The organism is Rhizobium sp. CF080 (assembly GCF_000282095.2).
GTDB lineage: Bacteria > Pseudomonadota > Alphaproteobacteria > Rhizobiales > Rhizobiaceae > Neorhizobium.
On the sequence record NZ_AKKC02000002.1, the window covers coordinates 708,632 to 727,454 of the forward strand.

The 18,823-nt window shown below is 62.6% G+C and carries 16 protein-coding genes and 1 pseudogene; 5 read left to right on the top strand and 12 right to left on the bottom strand.

Translation table 11 applies throughout. The annotated features are described in order from the left end of the window. The first annotated feature begins 92 nt into the window (after positions 1-92). A complete protein-coding gene (locus tag PMI07_RS04700; RefSeq protein ID WP_007774337.1) occupies positions 93-845 on the top strand; it encodes a cyclic nucleotide-binding domain-containing protein in 753 nt (250 codons plus the stop codon). Between the two features lie 11 nt (positions 846-856). Then, positions 857-2,779, top strand: coding sequence for a PAS domain-containing sensor histidine kinase (locus PMI07_RS04705; RefSeq protein WP_024163563.1), 1,923 nt, complete (start codon positions 857-859; stop codon positions 2,777-2,779). A gap of 130 nt (positions 2,780-2,909) precedes the next feature. Here the strand turns inward: PMI07_RS04705 and ccoS are convergent, their stop codons facing one another. The 4 genes from ccoS to ccoG are packed head-to-tail and all read right to left on the bottom strand — an operon-like array spanning position 2,910 to position 7,436. Further along, complete coding sequence (gene ccoS / locus PMI07_RS04710) at positions 2,910-3,056, bottom strand: cbb3-type cytochrome oxidase assembly protein CcoS (protein WP_007757373.1); 147 nt, start codon at positions 3,054-3,056, stop codon at positions 2,910-2,912. Beyond that, the gene (locus tag PMI07_RS04715) at positions 3,053-5,344 is read right to left on the bottom strand and encodes a cation-translocating P-type ATPase (protein WP_024163564.1); all 2,292 of its coding nucleotides are present in this window, start codon (positions 5,342-5,344) and stop codon (positions 3,053-3,055) included. The genes ccoS and PMI07_RS04715 overlap by 4 nt, the downstream gene beginning before the upstream one ends. Further along, positions 5,341-5,835, bottom strand: a complete 495-nt coding sequence (locus tag PMI07_RS04720; protein ID WP_007762690.1) for a FixH family protein — start codon at positions 5,833-5,835, stop codon at positions 5,341-5,343. Before PMI07_RS04720 ends, PMI07_RS04715 begins: the two co-directional genes overlap by 4 nt. Before the next feature lie 11 nt (positions 5,836-5,846). Next, on the bottom strand, positions 5,847-7,436 hold the full coding sequence (gene ccoG, locus PMI07_RS04725; protein ID WP_007762692.1) for a cytochrome c oxidase accessory protein CcoG: 1,590 nt from the start codon (positions 7,434-7,436) through the stop codon (positions 5,847-5,849). A gap of 143 nt (positions 7,437-7,579) precedes the next feature. On the opposite strand from ccoG, the gene PMI07_RS04730 reads away from it, so the two are divergent. Then, the gene (locus PMI07_RS04730) at positions 7,580-7,843 is read left to right on the top strand and encodes a hypothetical protein (protein ID WP_007762694.1); all 264 of its coding nucleotides are present in this window, start codon (positions 7,580-7,582) and stop codon (positions 7,841-7,843) included. 249 nt (positions 7,844-8,092) lie between these two features. On the opposite strand, the gene ccoP is transcribed toward PMI07_RS04730, so the two are convergent. From ccoP to PMI07_RS04770, 8 genes are all read right to left on the bottom strand, one after another. Further along, complete coding sequence (gene ccoP / locus PMI07_RS04735; RefSeq protein ID WP_037085215.1) at positions 8,093-8,956, bottom strand: cytochrome-c oxidase, cbb3-type subunit III; 864 nt, start codon at positions 8,954-8,956, stop codon at positions 8,093-8,095. Positions 8,957-8,973: 17 nt separating this feature from the next. Continuing rightward, the gene (locus PMI07_RS04740; protein WP_007762698.1) at positions 8,974-9,126 is read right to left on the bottom strand and encodes a CcoQ/FixQ family Cbb3-type cytochrome c oxidase assembly chaperone; all 153 of its coding nucleotides are present in this window, start codon (positions 9,124-9,126) and stop codon (positions 8,974-8,976) included. Positions 9,127-9,138: 12 nt separating this feature from the next. Next, positions 9,139-9,870 carry a cytochrome-c oxidase, cbb3-type subunit II gene (gene ccoO / locus PMI07_RS04745; RefSeq protein ID WP_007762701.1) on the bottom strand — a complete coding sequence of 244 codons (732 nt, stop codon included), beginning with the start codon at positions 9,868-9,870 and terminating at the stop codon, positions 9,139-9,141. A 12-nt stretch (positions 9,871-9,882) separates the two neighbouring features. Further along, on the bottom strand, positions 9,883-11,508 hold the full coding sequence (gene ccoN, locus PMI07_RS04750) for a cytochrome-c oxidase, cbb3-type subunit I (RefSeq protein ID WP_024163565.1): 1,626 nt from the start codon (positions 11,506-11,508) through the stop codon (positions 9,883-9,885). Between the two features lie 137 nt (positions 11,509-11,645). Further along, positions 11,646-12,704, bottom strand: coding sequence for an ABC transporter ATP-binding protein (locus PMI07_RS04755; protein ID WP_007752314.1), 1,059 nt, complete (start codon positions 12,702-12,704; stop codon positions 11,646-11,648). A 6-nt stretch (positions 12,705-12,710) separates the two neighbouring features. Next, positions 12,711-13,502 (bottom strand): ABC transporter permease, encoded by a 792-nt coding sequence (locus PMI07_RS04760; protein WP_037085219.1) that lies wholly within the window; start codon positions 13,500-13,502, stop codon positions 12,711-12,713. Then, complete coding sequence (locus PMI07_RS04765) at positions 13,499-14,323, bottom strand: ABC transporter permease (RefSeq protein ID WP_037085223.1); 825 nt, start codon at positions 14,321-14,323, stop codon at positions 13,499-13,501. The genes PMI07_RS04760 and PMI07_RS04765 overlap by 4 nt, the downstream gene beginning before the upstream one ends. A 90-nt stretch (positions 14,324-14,413) precedes the next feature. Next, positions 14,414-15,454 carry an ABC transporter substrate-binding protein gene (locus PMI07_RS04770; protein WP_007752317.1) on the bottom strand — a complete coding sequence of 347 codons (1,041 nt, stop codon included), beginning with the start codon at positions 15,452-15,454 and terminating at the stop codon, positions 14,414-14,416. Between the two features lie 193 nt (positions 15,455-15,647). Between PMI07_RS04770 and PMI07_RS04775 the strand changes: the two are divergent. Both PMI07_RS04775 and PMI07_RS04780 read left to right on the top strand, forming a co-directional pair. After that, a pseudogene (locus tag PMI07_RS04775) lies at positions 15,648-17,601 on the top strand (adenine deaminase C-terminal domain-containing protein). A gap of 117 nt (positions 17,602-17,718) precedes the next feature. Next, positions 17,719-18,822: an NADH:flavin oxidoreductase/NADH oxidase gene (locus tag PMI07_RS04780; RefSeq protein WP_007752321.1), complete on the top strand. Its 1,104-nt coding sequence runs from the start codon at positions 17,719-17,721 to the stop codon at positions 18,820-18,822. Position 18,823 lies beyond the last annotated feature (1 nt).

An 18,823-nucleotide genomic window follows, 5' to 3' on the forward strand; every position in this document is an offset into this window, starting at 1 on the left:
GTTACCAATTAGAACCGTCTTTCACGGGACTAGCATTCGCGCGTTACCGGGATTCGGTCAACTGCCTCAACCAAACGGATAGGGGCAGTTTCATGTTTCTCACGGATTATGCGAAGACCTTCAACGCAGCAGCAAGACCGCTCGACGAACCGGATTGCCTGCATTCGCTGTTTGCAAAGCAGCCGGTCGAATTTCTCGCGGCCGGCCAGCCCCTCTTCTTCGAGGGCGACGAGGCCAAGCATATTTTCGAAGTCATCGAGGGAACACTGCGGGTTTTCCGGATCATTTCAGACGGACGGCGGGTTATCACCGGCTTTCTGCATGCCGGCGACGTCATCGGCGTTTCGCTCCGCGAGAGCTATATCTACACCGCGGAGGCTATCACCCCGGCGAAGGTACGTCGGCTGTCGCGTCGCCAGTTCGAGGCCGCAATCATCAATTCCGAAAGCCTGAGGCCGAAGGTTTTTGCCCGCGTCTGCGACGAAATGGCCGCAGCCCAGGACCAGATGGTGCTGTTGTCGAGCAAGAGCGCGGAAGAACGGATCTGCACCTTCCTGCTGAAATATCTGAGGCGCGCGATGGCCGAAGGCAATGCGCAACCGATCGTCGAGCTCTCCATGAGCCGGCAGGACATGGCCGACTATCTCGGCCTGACGATCGAGACCGTTTCGCGTACGATCACCCGGCTTATCGGCAAGGGCGTGCTGAATGTTCTGGACCCGGCCGCCCGTCATTCCATAAGAATCGAACGACCGGGAATGCTTGCGCAACTCGCCGGAGATGACGATGACTGTGGAGACATGCGGCGCGACCTGATCGCTCTTGGTGGGCGACGGCGCCATTAAACGGAATGGACATGATCGGCAATACAGGATCCGAAGCCACGACGGAAAGCCAACTCGATGCCGTCACTCTCCTTCTCGACGATGCCAATCTCATCGTTCACGGCGTGGACGGCATCATCAGCCGCTGGACGAGCGGCTGCGAGCAGCTCTACGGATGGCGTCGGGAGGAGGCTCTCGGCAAGGTCGTTCACGATCTTCTCGCGACACAGTTTTCCGAGCCCCTCGACGAGATCCGCCGCTGTGTCCAGACTGATCATGCGTGGCAAGGCGAGGTCGTCCATCGGCACAAGCACGGTCATCCGGTCGTCGTGGCGACCCGCTGGGTGGCCGTCAATCCATCGAGCGACGGTCCTTCGATCATCATTCAAACGAACAACGACATCACCGAGATGAAAAGGGTGCAGAACGATCTTGCCGAACGCGAAGCGCATCTGCGCTCCATTCTGGACACCGTTCCGGAATCGATGATCGTCATCGACGAGGTCGGCTGCATCTCGTCCTTCAGCGCCGCAGCAGAACAGCTGTTCGGCTACTCGTCCGACGAGGTCTGCGGACAGAATGTGAAGATGCTGATGCCATCGCCCGACCGGGACGCCCATGACGGATATATCTCGCGCTACCTCCATACCGGCGAACGCCGGATCATCGGTTATGGCCGCGTCGTGACCGGGCAGCGCAAGGACAAAAGCACGTTTCCGATGGAGCTTTCGGTCGGCGAGGCCGTCACCAACGGAAAACGCATCTTTACCGGCTTCGTCCGCGACCTCACCAGCCGTCACAAGATTGAAGAGGAGCTGCGCCAGGCCCAGAAGATGGAAGCGATCGGCCAGCTCACCGGCGGCCTGGCGCACGATTTCAACAATCTTCTGACGGTCATCAGCGGCAATCTCGAGATGATCGAGAACAAGCTCGCGGATGCGAGCCTGCTGGAACTGCTGCATGAAGCGCAGGGTGCTGCGGAAGATGGCGCCAAGCTCACCGGCCAGCTGCTCGCCTTCGGACGGCGCCAGCCGCTCAACCCGAAGCTCGCGGATGTCGGCAATCTCGTCTCCGGCTTCTCGGAACTTCTCAGGCGCACGCTCGGCGAAACGATCGAGCTTCGCACCACCGTGACCGGCGTCTCCAATGAGGCGCTGGTCGATGCGTCGCAGCTTCAGAACGCCCTTCTCAACCTGGCGCTCAATGCGCGCGATGCGATGCCGCGCGGCGGCAAGCTGTCGATCGAGATTTCCCGCGTCAGGCTGGATGTCGACTATGCGCAGATGTATCCCGATGTCCGCACCGGCGACTTCGTGCTGATTTCCGTCACCGACACGGGTATCGGCATGTCTCCCGAGGTCAAGGACAAGGCCTTCGAGCCTTTCTTTACCACCAAGGGCCTGGGCGCCGGAACGGGGCTCGGCCTCAGCATGGTCTACGGGTTCGCCAAACAGTCCGGCGGGCATATCCAGCTCTACAGCGAGCCAGGACAGGGCACGAGCGTCAGAATTTTTCTGCCGGTGGCGCGCAAGACGGAGGCGGTGGATCCCATCGCTGCCGAGACCGCTTCGAAGCAGGCCTCCATTCCCGGCGGCACCGAAAAGATCCTCGTCGTCGAGGACGATCCGCGGGTCCGGCGCATCGCCGTGTCCCGGCTGACGCAGCTGGGTTACGGCGTTATTGAAGCTTCGAATGGCCAGGAAGCGCTGGACCAGCTCGGCCAGCACGACGGCATCCACCTTCTTTTCACCGACATCGTGATGCCGGGCGGGATGACCGGCGACGAACTGGCGGCCGAAGTCCGCGTGAGACGGCCGGGCATGAAGGTGCTGTTCACCTCCGGCTATGCCGAACCGGCCATCGCCGGGCGCGAACTGGCCCAATCCGGTAGCTGGCTCAAGAAGCCCTATACCGCGAGAGAGCTCGCGGTGCGGCTTCGCGAGCTGCTGGACTGAACAAAGTTTCAAAGGGCTGCATCTGCAGCCCTTTTTCGACAATCAACCGAGACATTCCTGGAAATCTTGACAGCCTCTGGTGCGTGGACCGCGTCCGCATCAGGGCCAGCGTTTGTCCGGAATCAGCCGGCTATTCCGGCGGATCGTCCTGCAGCACGCGCCAGGACGCACCTTCGAGGTCGTCGTACTGGCCGCTCTTCAACGACCAGAGAAAGGCGAAGAGGCCAAGCCCCCCGAGGAAAAGCGCGATCGGGATGAGATAGATCAGCATGTTCATGCGACGCGGGCCTCACTGGGAGGAGCGGCGGCCGTGCCGTTGCTCCTTGTCGCCTCCGCCTCGACGGCGCTCCCCGATCCGCTGAGCCGCAGGGCGTTGGCGACGACGATGATCGACGACGTGGACATGGCAACCGCGGCAATCAGCGGCGTCGCATAACCGGCAAGCGCGATCGGCACGGCAATGACATTGTAGCCGATGGCGAGTGCGAAATTCTCGCGGATCAGTCGGCCTGCGCGTCGCGAAATATCGATCGCCAGCGGCACCGCCTCGAGGCTGTCGCGCATGAAGACGAAGTCGGCAGCCTGACGGCCGACATCCGCAGCCGTCGCAGGTGCAATAGAGACATGGGCGGCGGCCAGCGCCGGTGCGTCATTGATGCCGTCGCCAACCATCAGCACCTTGCGGCCGCTCGCCGTCAACGACGTGCAGAACTCCGCCTTCTGTTTCGGCGAACGTTCGGCCTGCCAGTGTTCGAGGCCGAGGCGGATGGCAAGATCGGCAACCACCCGCCGCCGATCGCCCGACAGGATGCCCGTTTCGAAACCGCTGGCCGCAAGGGATGCCGTCGCGGCCAGGGCACCGGGACGGAGCGAATCGTCGAAGCGGAAGGTGGCGATCTCCTTGGCGTCGAGCGAGAGAACCGTTTCCGTCACGGTATTGCCGGGGCTTCCGTCATCCGGCACCGACAAGGCAAAGCGTCGGTTACCGAGACGATACACTCCTGCATGCGTAACCGCTTCCAGGCCTCTGCCGGGGATTTCGATGACCGTTTCGAAGACCGCAACCGGGCCGGATACCGCCATCGCGAGCGTCTGCGAGAGAGGGTGGCGCGAGTGGACGGCGAGCCCGGCGGCCAAAGCGAGCTGTTTCCTGTCGAACCGATCGATATCCAGCAACCGGGGCCGGCCCAGGGTCAGGGTGCCGGTCTTGTCGAAAAGCACGGTGTCGATTTCGGCAAGCCGCTCCATGGCCGAACCGTCCTTGACCATGATGCCGTTCCTGAACAGGCGGCCGGCCGCCACCACCTGCACCACCGGCACGGCGAGGCCGAGCGCGCAGGGGCAGGTGATGATCAGGACGGCGATGGCGATCAGCATCGCCTGTTTCCAGTCGCCGCCGATGAAACCCCAGAAGAGAAAGGCGGCGAGCGCCAGAAGATGGACAGCGGGGGAGTAATATTGCGCGGCGCGATCGGCGATCCGGCGATACCGCGCCCGGCCCCCCTCAGCCGCCTCCATCAGCGAAATGACTTCGGAGAGAAAGGAGTCCTTGGCGGCAGCCGTCGCCTTCAGCATCAGCGAGCCGGTGAGGCTGAGCGTCCCGGCCTGTATCATATCGCCGACCCTGACCGGCCTTGGCGCGCTTTCGCCGTTGACGATCGAGACGTCGATATCGCTTGCGCCACTTTCGACGAAGCCGTCGACCGGCACGCGCTCGCCTGCGGCAATAGCCACCCGGTCACCCGGCCGAATTTCGTCCACCGGGCGGTATTCGCGCGAGCCGTCCACACCGATAACCGTGGCGCCGCGGGGCGACAGGCGCGCAAGGCCGCTGATCGCGGCGCGGGCGCGGTCGCGCATGATATGGTCCAGCGTGCGGCCGATCAGCAGGAAGAATAGCAGCGAGACGGTCGCATCGAACCAGGCGTGTTCGCCGTGATGCATGGTTTCCCAGAGCGACACCGCATAGGAAAGCGTGATAGCGAGCGCGATCGGCACGTCCATGTTGGTGCGGCGGCGGCGCAGTGCGTTCCAGGCTGACTGATAGAAGAAACGGCCGCCATAGATCAGCGCCGGCGCGGCGATCAGTGCTGAAATCCAATGGAACATATCACGCGTCGAGGCATCGGCGCCCGACCAGACCGAGACCGAAAGCAGCATGATGTTGGCTGCCGCAAAACCGCAGAGGGCGACGGCGCGGATCAGGTCGCGCTGAAGCTTTTCGCCGACTTCCTCGGCATTCGAGAAAAGATGCGCATCGTAACCGGTGGCATCGACGATGGCCTTGACCAGCCCGACCGGATCCGTGGCGTCGTCTCCGGTCTTTTCCCGCCAGACGATCGAAACCCGCTTCGTGGAAAGATTGACCCGCGCCCGCTCCACCGAGGGCAGCGCGTTCAACGCCTTTTCGATCGTCGCGATGCAGGTGCCACAATGGACCTGCGGAACGCTGAGATCGGTCTGGCGCAGGCCGGGGCCAACCGCCCGGCTGGACAGCGTCAGCTCCTCCGAGGACGGAAGCTGGTGGTCCAGATATCCTTCCGTTCCTGGCGCGCAACAACTCATTCGGCCCTCCTCAAGACAGCGATCCGTTCGGCCTGATGCAGGATGCGCTTGCCGTTACGGATGGCGCTCGCATCGACGATCCAGTGGCCGGGCAGGACTTCATGGGTGGCCGTGAAGACCCCCTTGGCAACGGGAACGAGGTCCAGTTCGAAATCCTGATGTTCGCCGACCGGCCGCTTGAACTTTAGCGTCAGCGTATCGGCTGCGACCGGGCCGTTCTTCGGGTGGAAGACCTCGTAGTGGACCTCGGAACCGGTGACGGTGATGCGGCCGGTGACGCCCGTGGCCGTCAGCGTCCGCGCCTCGGCCGCCTTGCCGTTGAACTGCTGGCTGGCGACATAGGTATTTTCCGCCACCAGCCCGCTCCAGCTGGTGACCGCGTTATAGGCCATGTAGAAATTGACCGAGATGATGGTGCCGAAGAAGAGCACCAACACGCCGACCATGTGCCAGCCGGTGAAGACAAAGGATTTTGCGGGGATCGTGTTCATTTTCGGCGTGCTCACTTTCTGGCTCCCGGCGTATTGAAGACCGCTGAATAGCTGTCCTTCTCGTGGCTCGACCGGTCCTCGGCGATGAAATGGAAATCGACGGCCTCGGAGGAAACGGCATCCTTGGGCAGGGTCACGAAGACCTTCAGGGCAAGCGTCTTGTCGGGCTCCACCTGCACGGCGAAGAGACGGCCCGGAAGATCAGTGACGCCGGCGATCTTCATCGTGGCTTCGGGCAAGCCTTCCATCGAGACCATGATGGTGCGCGGCTCCGGGATCATGTTGAGCAGCCGGATCGTGTAGCCATTGCGGATGGAGCCGTCCGATTCCAGCACGAATTGCGGGTTGCGATCGTGGAGCACATTGACCTCCAGCCGGTCGCGCGACAGGAGCGAGAAGACGAGACCGAGACCGACCGCCGACCAGACGCCGAAATAGATCAGCGTGCGGAGCCTGAAGATCACCCTCCAGTCGAAGTGGCGGACCTTGTCGGTGAAGGAACCGTCCGGGTTGCGCACCCCGGCCGGGTCGATCGCCGTCGTGCCGCCGCTCGTGGCGAGCGCCATGTTCGTCTCGTATTCGTCGAGCGTCGCATAGGCGATCAGACCGCGCGGCTTGCCGATCTTGTCCATCACGCCGTCGCAGGCATCGATGCAGAGCGCACAGGTGATGCAGGCCATCTGCTGCCCCTCGCGGATGTCGATGCCCATGGGACAGACCGCCACGCAGGCATTGCAGTCGACACAATCGCCGACCGGCTGTCCCGCTGCCACCGCCTTCTTGGCATGCCGGCTGCGCGGCTCGCCGCGCCAGTCGTTATAGGTGACGACCAGCGAGCGCTCGTCCAGCATGGCGGCCTGGATGCGCGGCCACGGACACATGTAGATGCAGACCTGTTCGCGCAGCAGCCCGCCGAGCACGTAGGTCGTGGCGGTCAGGAAAGCGACGGTCGAGTAGGCGACCACGGCTGCATGCCCCGTGACGAAATCGAAGGCCAGCGAGGGCGCATCGGCAAAATAGAAGATCCAGGCGCCGCCGGTCGCGACTGCGATCGCCAGCCATGTGGCGTGTTTGGCGACCCGCTTCCAGAGCTTGTCGAGGCTCCAGGGCGCGGCGTCGAGCTTGATGCGGGCATTGCGGTCGCCCTCGATGAAGCGCTCGACCACCAGGAAAAGATCGACCCAGACCGTCTGCGGACAGGCATAACCGCACCAGGCGCGACCGACGGCCGAAGTCACGAGGAAAAGGCCGAAACCCGCCATGACCAAAAGCCCGGCGACGTAGAAGAATTCCTGCGGCCAGATCTCGATGAAGAAGAAATAGAAACGGCGGCTCGCCAGATCGACGAGCACCGCCTGATCGGGCGCGAAGGGACCGCGGTCCCAGCGGATCCAGGGGGTCAGGTAGTAGATGCCGAGGGTTATCAGCATCACCAGCCATTTGAAGCGGCGGAAACGCCCTTCGGCACGCTTGGGAAAGATCTTCTTCCGCCTTTCGTACAGCGGCTTGCTCGGCTCACCCGGCGAATGCACGGGCCGGACATCGATCCGCTCGACGGACGAACCGTTCTGTTCCGGGTGCGGGGCTGTGTAGAGATTCATTGGCCAATCCTTTATGGCCATATTCTCGCACCGGGGCGGGCAATCCTCCTTGACCAAAGTCAACCGGGCGAGCGCAGCAGACCGCACATTCTGGCGGGGGACGTGCAAAATGCACTATTCTCCTCCGCAACCGGGAGAAGACCATGGGCCTGCACAAGCTGGAAATCGAAGTGGATGACGAGATGCTGTCGATGATCGATAGCGTTTCGACCAACACCAACCATTCGCGTGCCGAGGTGGTTTTGAAGACCCAGAAAGAACGTCTCGTAGAAATTTTAGCGGAGCGGGAAAGACTCGAATCCCATCTTGCCTTCCTCAGAGAGATTGAAAAGGCCGGCAGTCATTCCTCTAATCTCTCAAGCGAAGAAATCCTTCGCGAGCTGAGAGAAGCGCGTGGCGACGAATGAGCCAAACGACTGCTCGGGTCTATATCGACGCGAACATATTCATTTACATTGTAGATGGAACACCCGATTACAAACTCAGGGCGAAGCGCGCGATCGCGTCGTTCGAAGGCGCCGCCCAACATGAAACTGGTCGATGCAATCCATGTGGCGGCCGCCGAAGCGCTTTGATGCGAGGTCTTCCTGACAAATGACCGGGGCATTCGCGCCCCGGCCGGTATCGAACTGCGGTATCTGTCGGCGGAAGACTGATCATTCCCCGCCGCCGAGCGAGTGGATGTAGATGGCGAGTTGCTTGACCGCCACGTCGCCGAGGCGGCCTGCCCAGGCCGGCATGACGCCATGTTTCGGAGAGCGGATCTGGGCCGCGATTTCCACCTCCCCTTGCGCCTTCAGCCAGATGGCGTCGGCAAGGCTCGGCGCGCCGAGGTCCCGGTTGCCTTCGGCCTTCTCGCCGTGACACGAGACACAGTTGTCGGCGAAGATCTGCTTTCCGGGTTCGACCATCGACGGATCGCGCGCGGCTCCGGTGAGGCTTACCACGTAGGCCGAAACCTGGCGCACCTCGTCTGGCTTCAGCATCTCCGTGAAGGCCGGCATTTCGGAGATGCGGGTGTCGCCGTCGGCGGGATCACGGACGCCATGGGCGATCGTCTGGTAGAGGGCATCGATATCGCCGCCCCACAGCCAGTCGTCGTCGTTGAGGTTGGGATAACCCCGCCCGCCCGTCGCGCCCGTCCCGTGGCACGGGGTGCAGTTGACGCGGAAGGCCGCAGCACCGCCGGCCGTTGCGAACTGGTTGAGCTGCGGATCGGCGACAATCTCCTGCAGCGAAGACGTCGAGATCTTCTCGAGGATGCCACCCTGGGCAACCTTCGCGCCATCGAGATCGGCCGTAAGCTCGGCGCGGCTCGAATATCCGAGCAGGCCCTTCGTCGCGTCGGTCAGGAGGGGAATGGACGGGTAGGCGATCGCATAGCCGATTGCCCACAGGATGCAGGCGTAGAACGTCCAGAGCCACCAGCGCGGCAGCGGGTTGTTGAGTTCGCGGATGCCGTCCCATTCGTGGCCGGTGGTCTCAACGCCGCTCAGCTGGTCGATAGGTTTTTCCGCCATATGTTTTCCTGGCATGTTCAATCCTCCTTCAGAGGGATCCGGGCGGCCTCGTCTGCAGAGGCTTTCGCGCCGGGGCGCAAGGTGAAGACGAGAACGCCGAGGAAGAACAGGGTCATGGCAAGCAGACCCCAGCTATCGGCGAAGTGGCGCATGGCCGTGTAGAATTCCATGGACTTGTTCCTTCAGCGGTAACCGGCGGCATCGTCATAGGTCGAGAAATCGACCAGCGTGCCGAGCATCTGCAAATAGGCGACCAGTGCATCCATCTCGGTGAGGCTCTGGACGTTGCCGTCGAAATCGCCGACCTTGGCCTTGGGATAACGGGCCAGCAGGCCGGAGGTGTCGGCATTCGGATCGGCCTGGGCCGAAAGATCCGCCTTGGCGCTCGCGACCATCTCCTCCGAATAGGGGACGCCGACGGCGCGGTTCGCCTTCAGCGCCATGGAAACGTCGGTGATCTTGAGCGGCGTCTCCTTGAGGAAGGCGTAGCTCGGCATCACCGATTCCGGCACCACGTCGCGCGGTTCGATCAGGTGCTGGACGTGCCATTCGTTGGAATAGCGGTCGCCGACGCGGGCGAGGTCCGGGCCTGTGCGCTTCGACCCCCACTGGAACGGGTGGTCGTACATGGACTCGGCCGCCAGGCTGTAGTGACCGTAGCGTTCCACCTCGTCCCGGAAGGGGCGGATCATCTGGCTGTGGCAGACATAGCAGCCTTCGCGGATGTAGATGTCGCGCCCCGCAAGCTCGAGCGGGGAATAGGGCCGCATGCCTTCCACCTTCTCGATGGTGTTTTCGAGGTAGAAGAGCGGTGCGATTTCCACGATGCCGCCGATCGAGACGACGAGCAGCGAGCCGACCAGGAGCAGGGTCGCGTTGCGTTCGATGTAATGATGTTTGTCGAGAATGGACATGGATGTCCCTCCTTATTCGGCCGGCTGGAAAGCGGCGGGGGAAACACTCCCTCGAACCCGCTCCTGCCGTTGGTAACCGAGGATGGTCATGGTGACGTTGAAGGCCATGATGAGCCCGCCGGCGAGATACATGGCGCCGCCCACTGCACGCAGCAGGTAATAGGGGAACATGGCCGCGACCGTTTCCGCAAAGGAATAGACGAGGAAGCCCTGGTTGTCGTATTCGCGCCACATCAGGCCCTGCTGCACGCCCGCAACCCACATGACGGCGGCGTAGACGACGATGCCGAGGGTGGCGAGCCAGAAGTGCCAGTTGACCAGGTCGAGACTGTAGAGGCGCTCGCGGTTCCAGAGCTTCGGCGTCATGTAATAGACGGCGCCGAAAGTGATCATGCCCACCCAGCCGAGCGCACCGGAATGCACGTGGCCGATCGTCCAGTCCGTATAGTGGCTGAGCGAATTGACGGCCTTGATCGACATCATCGGGCCTTCGAAGGTCGACATGCCGTAGAAGGCGATGGCGATGATCATCATGCGGACGATCGGATCAGTGCGGATCTTGTCCCAGGCGCCCGAAAGCGTCATCAGGCCGTTGATCATGCCGCCCCAGGAGGGCATCCAGAGCATGATCGAGAAGACCATGCCGAGCGTCTGGGCCCAGTCGGGCAGCGCGGTATAGTGCAGGTGGTGCGGGCCGGCCCAGATATAGAGGAAGATCAGCGCCCAGAAGTGGATGATCGAGAGCCGGTAGGAATAGACCGGGCGATTGACCTGCTTCGGCACGAAATAATACATCATCCCGAGGAAGCCGGCGGTCAGGAAGAACCCGACCGCATTGTGCCCGTACCACCATTGGGTCAGCGCATCCTGTACGCCCGAAAAGGCCGAATAGCTCTTCACGCCGAGGAAGGATACGGGAACCGCCAGGTTGTTCACCACGTGCAGCATGGCGATCGTCACGATGAAGGCGAGATAGAACCAGTTCGCCACATAGATATGCGGTTCCTTGCGGTTCAGGATCGTGCCGAGGAAGACGGCGAGATAGGCGACCCAGACGACCGTCAGGAAGAGGTCCACATACCATTCCGGCTCGGCATATTCGCGCCCCTGCGTGATGCCGAGCAGATAGCCGGTCGCCGCCATGACGATGAAAAGCTGGTAACCCCAGAAGACGTACCAGCCGAGATTGCCGCCGAAAAGGCGGGCCCGACAGGTGCGCTGGACCACATAGAAAGAGGTGGCGATCAGCGCATTGCCGCCGAAGGCGAAGACGACGGCCGAGGTGTGCAACGGCCGCAGGCGGCCGAAATTGAACCAGGGTTCGATGTTCAGGTCCGGAAAGGCAAGCTGGAGAGCAATGACGACGCCGACCAGGAAGCCGACGATGCCCCAGAAGACGGTGGCGATGGTGCCGTATTTGACCACCTCGTCGAAATATTCGGATTTTGCCGGCTTGCTCGCTACGGACATCCGCGGCGCAAAGGAAATCTTGCGCAGCAGAACGACCGTGCTGAGCAGCAGCACGAAGAACAGGACCCACATATGGGCCGCGAAAAGGCTATCATGGGCATAGGCGGCTGCGAGCAACACCAGGAAGGTGCCGATTGCGAGCCCGATTGTTTCTGAGACGTAATTCATGGTCTTTAGCCTCACAGCGCAAATACGCTGCCGGTTGAAGGATTGTGACCATGCTGTGCTGACATACGGACCGCTTCGGGGGTTTGACTTGCGTCAACGCCCCCGGCAAACGGCCCCGTTCGTATTCTATTTCGGTTTCAGTTTTCCGGATCGAGGATGCAGCACTGTTCCGGCAGCGGCGTGAGGACTGCCCCCGCGCGGGCATCCAGCGGATCCGAAAGGGGGCCGTTGGCGGTGATTTCGCCGGCGGCCGTCTGGCACTTGTACTGATAGGCGCGGCCGAGATAGGTGCGCGTCCCGAGCACCGCCGGGATGCCTTCTCCCTCGCGGCGGACAGCAAGCCCGTCGGCGCGGCAGGCCAGAATGAAATCGTCCTTGATCGGGCCGAACAGATCCTGGGACAGATGCAGCCGCGTGCCGCCGGCGGCCTCGGCCGTGACGATGGCTGCCTGGCGCTCGACGACCTTCATGCGGATCAGGTTCTCGAAGCCGACGAAGCGTGCGACGAAGGCGCTGGCAGGCTTCTGGTAGAGTACCTCGGGCGTATCGAGCTGCAGGATGCGGCCGGCATTCATGATCGCGACGCGGTCGGAGATCGAAAAGGCTTCTTCCTGATCGTGGGTGACGTAGAGCGAGGTGGTGCCGTTGGCGCGCTGGAGCTGGCGGATCTCGACGCGCATGTCGATCCTGAGCTTGGCATCGAGGTTGGAGAGCGGCTCGTCGAACATCAGGAGCGGCGGCTCGATGACGAGAGCGCGGGCGAGCGCGACGCGCTGCTTCTGGCCGCCGGAAAGCGCTGCCGGCAGGCGGTCGGCGAGCGGCGAAAGGCCGACGCGTTCCAGCATCGCCATCGCCCGCTTGGTGCGGTCCGGCTTAGCCAAGCCGCGCTGCTTAAGACCGAAGGCGACATTGTCGAGCACCGTCAGGTGCGGGAAAAGCGCATAGTTCTGGAAGACGAGGCCGATATCGCGGGCATGGGCGGGCAGCGTCGTCAGATCGCGGTCGCCAAGCCGGATCCGGCCGCTGGTCGGCTGCAGGAAACCGGCCACGAGGCGCAGCGTCGTCGTCTTGCCGCAACCGCTGGAGCCGAGCAGCGACACGAGTTCGCCGGCCGCGACGGAAATCGACAGGTCTTTCAGGACCTGCGTGGTTCCGTAATGGGCGACAAGGTTTTCGATGGTCAGGGATACGGTCACGGGAACCTACTTGGTCAGGAATGTAAGGCCGAGCGTCGCTTCGACGATCGCCATGACGCCGACGGTCACCAGCATCAGAAGCACGGACACGGAAGCGATCGTCGGGTCGAAGAACTGCTCCATATGCGCGAGAATCTGGATCGGCAGCGTCGATATGCCGGGTCCGGTCAGGAAGACCGAGACCGAGACGTCGTTGATGGAGGTGATGAAGGCCAGGATGAAGGCGGCGATGACGCCGGCGCGGATGTTCGGCAGCACCACGGTCATGAAGGTTTTGAGCGGCGGGCAGCCGAGGCTCCGTGCCGCCTCCTCGATCGAGAAATCGAAGGAGGCGAGGCTGGCGCCGACAACCCGCACCGAATAGGGCAGGATCAGCAGCGCATGGCCGACGACGAGGCTGATGAAGACCGGCAGGCCGAGACCTATCGTGATCGACTTCAGGAGTGCGAAGCCGAAGACGATTTCCGGCACCAGGATCGGCAGCACGAACAGTGTCGAGAGCCAGCGCGGCAGCTCGACCCGGTAGCGGTTCAGCGCATAAGCGGCCGGAATGCCGATCAGCAGCGACAGGCCGGTGCCGAGAAGCGCCACCTGCAGGCTGGTGATCGCCGTGCGGCGAAAGGCCTCCATCTGGAAGATGTTGGCGAACCAGCGCAGCGTCAGCCCCTGCGGCGGGAAGGTGAGGAATGTCGTGTCGCTGAGGGCGGAGCCGACGATGATCACCAGCGGCGCGAGCAGGAAGAAGAAGACGAGGATGGCGAAAGCGCCAAGAATGGGGTGAATACGCGTCGCCATCAGACCGCCATCGGGTTGAGACGGCGTGCCATGCGGCTCATGATGAGCACGACGCCGATGGTTATGACCACCATGATCGCGGCGATCGTCGAAGCGCCGACCCAGTCGAAGGTCACCATGGCGCGCTGGTAGAGGAAGGTGCCCATCATCATCTGCTTTTCGCCGCCGAGGAGCTGGGGGGTCGCATAGGAGGTGAAGCTGCCGGTGAAGACCAGCACCGCACCGACGATGAGGCCGGGGGCTGCGAGCGGCAGGATGACCTGAAGGAAGGTCGGGACCGGCCGGGCGCCAAGCGAGGCGGCTGCCTCAATGAGGTCGCGCGGAATTCCTTCGAGCACCCCGACCAGCGTCAGGATCATCAACGGTACGAAGAGATAGACCATCGCGACGATGACCGACCCTTGTGTGTAGAGCATCGACAGCGGCTCGCCGATCAGCCCGACCGACATCAGGACATTGTTGATGATGCCGTTCTTGCCGAGGATGATCAGCCAGGCAAAGGAGCGGACGACAACCCCGGTCAGCAGCGGAAAGACCGCGGCGATGATCATGATACTCTTCAGGCGTCCCGGCATCTGGGCGATGACATAAGCCGTGATGAAGCCGACCACGAGCGCGATCGCCGTGGTGATCAGGGCGATCTGAAGGGTCCGGTAGAGGACCGCCATGCGGAAGCCGCTCTTGAAGAAGGCCGCATAGGTGGAGAACGGCCCGCCGGCCTCGCCGAATGTGGTGGCGATCGTCAAGAGGACGGGGATCACCAGAAGCAGGACGACGGCGATCGTCGCCGGCATCGTCAAACTCCATCTGGCAAGCTTGTTCATCAGGTACTCTTTCAAAAGCAGGAGCGCCGCGTTGATAGCGGCGCTCCGTTCTCAATTCAACCATGCCGCCGGTTCAGACGGCACCAAAAATTACTTGCCGAAAACCTCGTTCCAACGGTCGATCCAGTCGGTCTTGGCGGCGTTCATCTTGGCGTAGTCGATACGGCTGAGGCTCGAAACCTGGTCGGCGCCGTAGGTCCATATCTTCGCCTGGTCCGGAGTGAGCACGACCTTGGTGGAGATCGGCGCGTCAACACCCTGCTCGGCTTCCTTCTGCTGCACATCCTTCGACAGGATGAAGTTGATGAACTGGTGGGCCAGTTCGACGTTTGTCGACCCCTTCGGGATGTTGACCGTGTTCAGCGTGGCGATATCGCCGTCCTTGAGTTTCGCCCAGGTCATGGTCTTCACCGCGGCCTGCATGGAGGCGAGCGTGAAGTCCTGGCCGATCGCGACGCGGACTTCGCCGGTCGAGATCAGGTTCACCAGTTCGGAGCCCGTATTGTAGTTCTTGACGACGTTCGGCTTCAGGGCTTCGATCGCCTTGAAGGCGCCGTCGGTATTGGCATAGGGATCGACGCCGGCATGCTTGCCCGCTTCGGTCACGACCATCGGGCCGGCCGTGGTGGTGATGCCCGGAAGCGAGACCGAGCTCTTCAGGTCCGGACGCCACAGATCGGCCCAGGAGGTGATCGGCGGGTTGACCTTGGCCGCGTCATAAACGAGGCCGATGCGGCCGATCGTATAGGCCGGGCCGTATTTGCCCTGCGGCGCACGGCCGAGCTCGTAGATTTCGGAGAGGTTCGGGATCTTCGCCGGATCGACCGGCTGGAAGAGGCCCTGCTCGATGCCGAGCTGCGAGAAGCTGTCGGTCAGATAGATGACGTCGACGCCCTTGCCGTCGCGCAGCTTCAGCTTGTTGAGTCGGTCGGCATTGTTGCCGGTTTCGAAAACGATGTCGCAGCCGCAGATCTTCTTGAACGGGTCGATGATGTTGGCGGTCATCTTCTCGCCGTTATAGCCCCACCACGAGATGGTGAGAGTCTTCGACTGGGCGTTTGCCGTTGCTGCGCCGCTAAGCGTCGCCAGGAGAGCAAGGGTTGCCAATTGGGTGAAACGAGTGGCCTTCATAAGGCGTGTCCTTTTGCGAAAAGCAGCGGTGATGCTCCCCTGGGGGCACCCCCGGGAATTGAGGGCAATACTATTTTTTGAACGGTCCGGCTGCAAGCCCAATTATTAGGCATGGACGTCCAAAGAACCGAATTTCTTTAGGCTTGAAATATATCATACCACAGGTTGATTTCGGGCTAGGGCTCGGAGGAGAATGCACGGTCCGCGATGGTTTACACGCCGTGGTATCGTCTTTAGGGTTCGGCGATCAGAACCCCACAGGCATGCTCCCGATGACGATTTCCGCCCCCCTTCCCGACGATTTGCTGATCAACGCGGCCGACGAGATCCGCATCCGCCAGGACCTGGTGCTGACGGCGCTCGGCAAACGGCCCGCGGACCGATTGCTGAGGGTTGGCAGATTGCTCGATGTCCACAGCAGGACATGGCTCGAGGACCAGGAGATCGTCATCAAGGGACGGCGGATCGCCTATGTCGGGCCGGCCGGCAGTTTTGCGGGCGAGGTGACGGACCGCATCCACGAGCCGGACCTCTCGGCTGTTCCGGGTTTCGGCGAGGCGCACAAGCATATCGAGAGTTCCCACCTGACGCCGGAATGGGAAGCGGCGCTCGTCATGCCGCACGGGGCCACCTGGACTTGCGAGGCGAGCCATGAATTCTCGAATGTCAACGGCGCGCGCAACCTGGAATTCTGGCTTGAAGCGCGCCGCCGCGGCTCGCCGATGAAGATCTTTCCGCTGCCGGGCTCCGCCGTGCCGCCGACGGCCTATGAATGGGGCGGCGGATATTTCGGCTACGACGAGCAGAAGCAGTTCATGAGCGAAAGCCTGATGGTCGCCGGCCTCGACGAGGTGATGGACTGGCCGTCGATCTCCGACCCATCCAATCCCTCCTATGATCGGCTGTGGGGCATGATCGGTGCGACCTTCGAGCAACGCGGCGTGGTCGAGGGCCATGGGGCAGGCCTGCGTGACCTAGCCTCGATCAATGCGTTTGCCGCCGCCGGCCTTGCCTCCGATCATGAAGGCTGGTTCCTGGACGAAATCTGGCAGAAGCTGCAGCATGGGCTGTTCATCGAGCTTCGGCCGCATTCGCTGCCGGAAGTCATCCGCGGCCTCATCGAAAAAAACCTTGCCGACTGGTCGCAGGTGGCTTTCGTTACCGACGACCGCAGCGCTTCCGATACGCTGAAGATGGGCGCGACCGACTACAACGTGCGCCTCGCGATCGAGAACGGGCTTGCGCCCGAAATCGCCATTCAGTGCGTGACGCTCAACCCGGCGCGGCATATGCGGCTGACGCCCTGGGTGGGCTCGATCGCGCCCGGCCGATTCGCGGATATCGTGCTGCTGGACGACGTCGAAAAGTTGTCGATCGCCAAGGTCTGGGCGGATGGCGGGCCGGTGTCGGAAGGCAAGACGTTTATCGGCGAACGGCCGGTTATCGACTGGCCGGAATGGGCGACAAAGACGGTGAAGATCGACCGTCAGGTGACCGCCGCCGATTTCCGTATCGCGGCGCCGGCGGATCGCGCCACGGCGAATGCCGCCCTGCTGCGGCCCTTCCACTGGTCGGACGAATTCATCACCATGGAACTGCCGGTCAAGGATGGCGCCGTCCAGCGTGATCATGACCGCAACGTTACGAAATTCTCGATCGTCGACCGGTTCTCCGGCGAGGCCAAGGTCTCAAAAATGTTCTGGCTCGGCACCGGGCCGCGCACGCCGGGCACCGCTCTCGGCTCGACGCTCGGGCACGACAAGCACAATATCTGGGTGGTCGGTTCCTCGGACGAGGCGATGGCGATGGTCGCCAATGCGCTCGCCGAACAGCAGGGCGGCTGGGTTCTGGTATCCGGCGGCAAGGTGATCGCCCGCGTCCATTACGAAGTCGGCGGGCTGATGACGGCTCGCTCGGCGGAAGAACTCGATGCGGAAATGCAGGCTCTCTACAAAGCGGGCGAGACGATCGACTGGATGTACGAGCCGACCTTCTCGCCGCGCTGGTGGCCGGGTTTCCCGGAACGGCTGTCTTTTGCGACGTTGACCTGCTCGCCCTGGCGCTGGGTGCTGGTGGCGCCGTCGGAGCGGGCGCCGGACGGGTTCGTCAACGTGCTGACCGGTGAAACGCATCCGGTCGCCTGGTGAACGGCCCTCGCATCAGCGTGACTTGAAGCGCCGGTCGCGATTTGCCACAAAGCCGGAACCGGTCCCGGCGCAACCTATCCTCCCTTGAGCGCCGCCGATCGCGCAGAGGAATCCGCCATGGCCCAACCGACACTCTTCACGCCCTTCCGCGTCCGCAATCTCGATCTCCAGAACCGCATCGTCATCGCGCCGATGTGCCAGTATTCGGCCGAGGACGGCTGCATGACCGACTGGCACCTCATCCATCTCGGCCAGCTGGCGCTTTCCGGCGCGGCACTGCTCACGATCGAAGCGACCGGGGTCACGCCGGAAGGCCGGATCACCTATGGGGATGTCGGGCTCTATGACGACGCGACAGAGAAAGCGATGGCCCGCACGCTCGACAGCATCCGCAAATGGTCGGACATGCCGATCTCGGTGCAGCTCGCCCATGCCGGCCGCAAGGCCTCGTCCGACAAGCCCTGGTTCGGCGGCAGCCAGATCGCCCCGGACCATCCGAACGGCTGGCAGACCGAGTCGGCCTCGGCGATCCCCTTCAATCCGAAATACGTGGCCCCCGTCGCACTCGACAAGGATGGGCTGAAGCGCGTGCGCGATGCGTTTGCGGCTTCCGCCGTGCGGGCTGCAAGGATCGGCCTCGATGCGATCCAGATCCATGCCGCGCATGGCTATCTGCTGCACCAGTTCCTGTCGCCGCTTTCCAACCGGCGGACCGACGAATATGGCGGGTCGCAGGAAAACCGCATGCGTTTTCCGCTCGAAATCTTCGATGCCGTGCGTCAGGCTTTCCCCTCCGACAAGGCTGTTACTGTTCGCGTTTCGGCGACCGACTGGGTCGATGGCGGTCTCGACATCGACCAGACCATCGCTTTTGCCCAGATTCTGGACGAAAAAGGCTGCGACGCCATCCATGTGTCGAGCGGCGGGCTGCATATCGAGCAGAAAATTCCGCTCGGACCGAACTATCAGGTGCCGCTGGCGCGTGCCGTCAAGGCTGCGGTGAAGATGCCGGTCGTGGCGGTCGGCCTGATCACCGAACCGACGCAGGCGGAAGCGATCGTTTCGACCGGCGATGCGGATATCGTCGCGCTCGCGCGTGCGGTTCTCTACGATCCGCGCTGGCCATGGCATGCCGCAGCGGAACTCGGCGCCCAGATAAAGCCGGCACCGCAATATCTCCGCTGCCAGCCGTCGCAGCTCAGGAACCTGTTTATCGCCTGAC